The organism is Mesorhizobium sp. M4B.F.Ca.ET.017.02.2.1 (genome assembly GCF_003998955.1).
Taxonomy (GTDB): domain Bacteria; phylum Pseudomonadota; class Alphaproteobacteria; order Rhizobiales; family Rhizobiaceae; genus Mesorhizobium; species Mesorhizobium abyssinicae.
Map to the genome: position 1 here is coordinate 1 of NZ_RZOF01000421.1, position 4,884 is coordinate 4,884.

Consider the following 4,884-nt stretch of genomic DNA (forward strand, 5'->3'; position numbering starts at 1 on the left):
GCGTCTCGCCTGCCGGCGCGCCTTCGGTGTCGGCGCGGTGGCGCGACGCGCGTCGGGTTGGCGCCCCAGGGAATGTCCCGTTCCGGCCAATGGATCTGGTAGAGATCGATGTAGTCGGTGCCGAGCTTGGTCAGCGACTTCTCGACGGCGTCGAAAATGTCGGCGCGCGCCAGCTTCGACGGGCGGTCGCCGCGAAACCAAATGTTGCCGGTGCGACCGACCACCTTCGAGGCGATGATCACCTTGTCGCGATTGCCGTTGGCCTTCATCCAGCTGCCGATGATCTTCTCGGTCCGCCCCTGCGTCTCCGCCTTGGGCGGGATCGGGTACAGCTCGGCCGTGTCGATGAAATTGACGCCGCGCTCAAAGGCCAGGTCCATCTGCGCATGGCCTTCGGCCTCGGTGTTCTGCTGGCCCCAGGTCATCGAGCCCAGGCAGATTTGAGACACAAGAAGATCGGTCCGACCGAGACGGCGTTTATGCATGGGAATTTCTCCGGCGGGGAACTTTTTTGCGCGAAGCGCAGGAGGAAATCCGACCATAAAGCAAAGGGCGGGTGTTCTCCAAGCCCGGCCCGGACGACTTTTGCGTGAACTTGTAGAGGGCTAGCGCCGGGCTCCGGCCACGGCGCGCCGCTTGGCTTCATCGATCAGCATGTTGGCCACCTGCATGCGGATCATGGCGCGCTGGCGCAGATGCGGGGCAACGCGGTCCGGGTGGTTGGCGAAAGCGAAGCTGCGCCGCATGCGGCCGAGGTCGGCGCTCTTCACCGGATGATCGAGGCCAAGCTCGGCGGCGATCGCGTCGGGGTCGATCGGCGGCAGTTTTTCCTCCGGCCTTGCCTGCTCGCCGGCCAACGCCAGCTTGGCCTGATCGAGCAGCGCGGCGAATTCGGCGGCGAGATCGGCGCCTGCCTCCCGGTATTCGGCCGCGAACGTCTCGCCGGCAACCTTGATGCGGCCGGAATGAAGCTCGTCCGCCACCGAGAGATAGTCGAACGGAATTGTCGGCCGCGCCGCCGCCTCATCGCCTGCCTCGGCCTTGTCGGAGGCAACGAAGAGATCGTCGAGCAAGGACGCGAAATCCCGCTTGGCTCCGGTGCCGATGTCAGCCTCCCGTCTCGTCAAGCACATATGTGAGACGGTCGCACCATAGAGCTTGCTCGTTAAAAATGAATGCCTTCGACGTTAACCAGTTTAGCCGTTCGCCAGCGCCATAGCAAAAAAGCCGGACTGCATTTCATGCAGCCCGGCAAGGTCGCCAGGAGTGGCGAGGAAAAAGCCGGCCATGGGCCGGCACCACGCCTACGTTCGACAGACCGTAAAAGTTTCAAAAAAAATCGATTGTGACGAAAAAAATCGTCCGGGCATGGCTGCCATGCAATTGCTGCACTGCACAATTTTAATATTCGCCCTATATGTTTGAGTCGGGAGGACCAACTAGGGGCCATGGATCATGGGGTTCTTCACCGAAATGTTCGCGCGGCCGCGGCCGCAGGACCATCAGCGCTACCGCGCAGCCTTGGCGCTGCTGCATTCAATGAGCAATGCCGACCGCGCCGACATCGGCATCAAGCCAGCCGATTTCCCGCGTATCGCGCGCGAAATGTCCACGCGCTGAGTCTGTCCAGCAAGAGGTTTCCCGGCAGCACCGGGAAACCTCAAGACTTTCAACGTCCCAGAAAAACCGCCTTGCCGAGTGGCACGCCGTTGTGCCGCAGGATGTCGTAGGCGGTGGTCACGTGGAAATAGAAGTTGGGCATGGCGGCGTGGAGCAGGTATAGCAAGCCCGGCATCGAGACTTCCCGCCCGCCGAGCCGGAGTTCGATCGTGCGCTCTTCCGAGTTATTCAGGTCGGCTGCCGAAAACGTCGCCAGATGATCGACCGTCTTGGCGATGCGAGCCTGCAGGTCGGCGAAACTCGCTTCATTGTCCTCGTATTTCGGCACCTCGCGGCCGGCGAGCCGCGACGGCGCGCCCTTGGCGTGATCGGTGGCGATCTGCACCTGCCTGGTCAGCGCGAACATGTCGGGGGCCAGCCGCGCGGTCAGAAAGACCTGCGGGTCGATCTTGCGATCGGCCGCGTTCTGTTCGGCCAGCGACAGCACATTGGAGAGTGACTTCAGCCTGGCCGAAAACACGGGCACCGAGGCGTCATACATCGAAATCGTCATCTTGCTTTCTCCCAGTCGAGCGACGGGAGCTAGCGCTTCCACAAGCGATTCTTCAAGCGTCACCGCGCCGCCGCAATCACCATGCTAGGTGTTTCCATCTGGAGTGGAGGATCCCGATGAGATGCGCCTTTCTTGCAGCGACCGCTTTCTTCTCCATCGCCGTAACGGGCCAGCAGGCGCTCGCCGCCGACCCACCCTATATCGACGATCGCTCGGACGCTGCCGCGGTCATCCGCTCGCTCTACAGCGCCATCAACCGGCATGAATTCGCCCGCGCCTGGGGCTACTACGGCGATACCAAGCCGGCAAAGGATTTCGACGCGTTCGTCAAAGGCTATGACGGCACCGATACGGTCGAGGTGAAGACGGGCGCGGTATCCGACGAGGGTGCGGCTGGCAGCATCTACTACAGTGTCCCGGTTGCCATCCAGGCGACCGACAAGAAGGGCGAGGCCAAGGTTTTTGCCGGCTGCTATACGCTGCGCCAGGTCAACGGCCAGATCCAGGAACCGCCGTTCCAGCCGATCTTCATCGACAAGGGCGCGCTGAAGCCATCGACCGCCGATTTCGAAGAGGCCGTGCCGGCAAGCTGCGGCGACGGCCCGCCGCCGCCGAAGAAGGACGAGGCGCTGGAGCAGGCGAAGAAGGCGTTCGCTGCCACCTATGCCGGCCAGTGCGACAAGGAGCTGTTCGAGCAGGAGCCCGAGTTGTTTTCGATCAAATACAGGGACAAGAGCGCGGCCGAAGGCGACCCCGAGCGGGAAACGCGGCTCTTCCATTTCGCCTGCTCGGCCGCCGCCTACAATGAAAGCTCCATCTACTACATCTACGACGACGTCTCGGGCGTCAGGCAGTTGCAGTTCGCCGAGCCGGAAATGGACATCCGCTACGCGAACAACGACAGCGACGGCAAGGTGGAGAGCGTGCACGTCGTCGGCTTCCAGGCGACAGGCTGGGCCGTCAATTCCGCTTACGACGACGCCACCAAGACGATCACCACCTTCAACAAGTGGCGCGGCGTCGGCGATGCCTCGTCGTCGGGAACCTACCTGTTCCGCAACGGTGATTTTTCCCTCGTCCAGTACGACGTCGATGCATCATACGATGGCGAGCAGAACCCGCAGGCCGTCGTCGACTACAACACCGCGCCCTGAGGCAATCCCGGTTTCACGTCACGGCGCCTTGGAGAGCATCCAGTTGAGCGTGCCGCGCCAGTCGGTCATGCGGATCGGCGTGCCGTGCGTGCCGGTCTCGAAGCGGACGAAGCGGGTCGGATAGGGATAGGCTTTTGACTTTGCAATGATGGAGCGGAAGAAGGCTTCCTGCTTTTCCACGGGAAATACCGGGTCCTTGCTGCCTTGGCCGAAGAAGACGGGCACATGGCGCCTGAAGGCGGGACTGGCGAGAAAGCTTTCGTCCCACAGCGAACCGAGCAGCAGCAGCCCGTCGATGCGTCGTCCTGTGTCGTTGCGCGCGGCAAGCTTCCAGCACAGCGATCCGCCCATCGAGCCGCAGGCGACGAAGATCTTCGCGCCCGGGGACTTCTCGGCGTAGTGATCGATCAGCGCCGCAACCTGGGCGGCGCCCTTGTCGCCGAAATCGGGGAAGTCCGGCGACAGATAGAGGCCGCCATTGGCGGTCATCAGATTCTTGAGGCGGTTGAAATTGCCGCCGAAGGTAAAGTCGTCGACACCTTGCTTGCGGCTGCCACCCTGCCCGTGCAGGTAGAGCACGATGATGCCGGCGCCCTCAGTCTTGCCGACGGCGACATGCCTGACATCGCCGGCGTCGGTCTTCAGCATCAGGTCCTGCTGCAGCTTGCGCACGCCGGTGTCGGTATATTCGCCATGGACGCGCTTTTCCGGCACCTCGTCGCGCTGGTTGATGTCGCGCATCTCGCGATAGTCGATGACGGTGTAGGCGCCATTGTCGCCGGACGACAGCGTCGCCGGATAGGCGAACAGATCGTCCTTGTAGGGTTTTAGCTCGAGCGCGCCGGCATCAACAGCGGACAGCGAAAGAGCGATCGAGGTTAACAGCGTGCGGGAGACTTGAAAGCGATTGGCCATGCCGCAGGCATGCGTGCTTCGGCTTCGCTTTGTCAATCCTGCAGCACGCCGCCGGCGCCTTCCAGCGCCTCGCGCGTATCGACGTCGACCGAGGCGGCGTTGCCGATCTCGACATCGACGACATCAAGGCCCCCGGCTTCGACCAGGTGGCGCGCGCCGGTGTCGCCTTCGAGATGGGCGATGGCCCCAAACAGCGAACGAGGCAGCAGCACCGGATTGCCGCGCCGGCCATCGTGCGCCGCGCGCACCACCGAGCGGCCGCCGGATCTGCGGAAGGCTTCGATCAGCCTGTCGAGATCGGCGGAGGACACGCCGGGCATGTCGCCAAGGACGATCATGGCGCCGGCAGCATCGGCCGAAACCTTGGCGATGCCCGCCTTCAATGACGAGGACAGGCCGTCGGCGAAATCGGGATTGTCGGCCAGGATGACATCGAGACCGCTTAAAGTGGCGAGCACCCGCTCGCGCTGATGGCCAGTGACGACAATGGTGCTGGATGCCCTGGAGCCCAGTGCTCTCTCGGCGGCGCGGCGGACCAACGGCTTGCCGTCGAACAGTGCCAGCAGCTTGTTCGGCCCGCCCATGCGGCTGGAGCGGCCGGCTGCCAGAAGCACGATCTCGACCTTCGGCCCGGTTCCCTCG

7 protein-coding genes are annotated in these 4,884 nt (G+C 63.2%); 2 read left to right on the forward strand and 5 right to left on the reverse strand.

Annotated elements, in window-relative coordinates; genetic code table 11:
* Nucleotides 1-485, reverse strand: a 485-nt coding sequence (locus EN738_RS30895) for an aldo/keto reductase (RefSeq protein ID WP_189606058.1), incomplete at its 3' end; no start/stop codon positions are given.
* A 120-nt stretch (nt 486-605) separates the two neighbouring features.
* The gene (locus EN738_RS30900) at nt 606-1,073 is read right to left on the reverse strand and encodes a hypothetical protein (protein WP_127286912.1); all 468 of its coding nucleotides are present in this window, start codon (nt 1,071-1,073) and stop codon (nt 606-608) included.
* 382 nt (nt 1,074-1,455) lie between these two features.
* Here EN738_RS30900 and EN738_RS30905 point away from each other — a divergent pair, with 382 nt between their 5' ends.
* On the forward strand, nt 1,456-1,620 hold the full coding sequence (locus EN738_RS30905; RefSeq protein WP_126054817.1) for a hypothetical protein: 165 nt from the start codon (nt 1,456-1,458) through the stop codon (nt 1,618-1,620).
* A 49-nt stretch (nt 1,621-1,669) separates the two neighbouring features.
* Here EN738_RS30905 and EN738_RS30910 read toward each other — a convergent pair whose 3' ends face one another.
* The gene (locus EN738_RS30910; protein WP_127286913.1) at nt 1,670-2,173 is read right to left on the reverse strand and encodes a DUF1993 family protein; all 504 of its coding nucleotides are present in this window, start codon (nt 2,171-2,173) and stop codon (nt 1,670-1,672) included.
* A gap of 116 nt (nt 2,174-2,289) precedes the next feature.
* Between EN738_RS30910 and EN738_RS30915 the strand changes: the two genes are divergently transcribed.
* Complete coding sequence (locus tag EN738_RS30915) at nt 2,290-3,327, forward strand: DUF1176 domain-containing protein (RefSeq protein WP_127286914.1); 1,038 nt, start codon at nt 2,290-2,292, stop codon at nt 3,325-3,327.
* An 18-nt stretch (nt 3,328-3,345) separates the two neighbouring features.
* Here the strand turns inward: EN738_RS30915 and EN738_RS30920 are convergent, their stop codons facing one another.
* Nucleotides 3,346-4,242: an alpha/beta hydrolase gene (locus EN738_RS30920; RefSeq protein WP_245494823.1), complete on the reverse strand. Its 897-nt coding sequence runs from the start codon at nt 4,240-4,242 to the stop codon at nt 3,346-3,348.
* A gap of 32 nt (nt 4,243-4,274) precedes the next feature.
* Nucleotides 4,275-4,884: nucleotidyltransferase family protein (locus tag EN738_RS30925; RefSeq protein WP_145966983.1), on the reverse strand; the 610-nt coding region annotated here is incomplete at its 5' end.

Excerpts from the sequence above, each read along its gene's own strand:
- EN738_RS30905 (WP_126054817.1), top strand. The coding sequence starts at position 1,456 with ATGGGGTTCTTCACCGAAATGTTCGCGCGGCCGCGGCCGCAGGACCAT.
- EN738_RS30920 (WP_245494823.1), bottom strand. The coding sequence starts at position 4,242 with ATGGCCAATCGCTTTCAAGTCTCCCGCACGCTGTTAACCTCGATCGCT.
- EN738_RS30910 (WP_127286913.1), bottom strand. The coding sequence starts at position 2,173 with ATGACGATTTCGATGTATGACGCCTCGGTGCCCGTGTTTTCGGCCAGG.
- EN738_RS30915 (WP_127286914.1), top strand. The coding sequence starts at position 2,290 with ATGAGATGCGCCTTTCTTGCAGCGACCGCTTTCTTCTCCATCGCCGTA.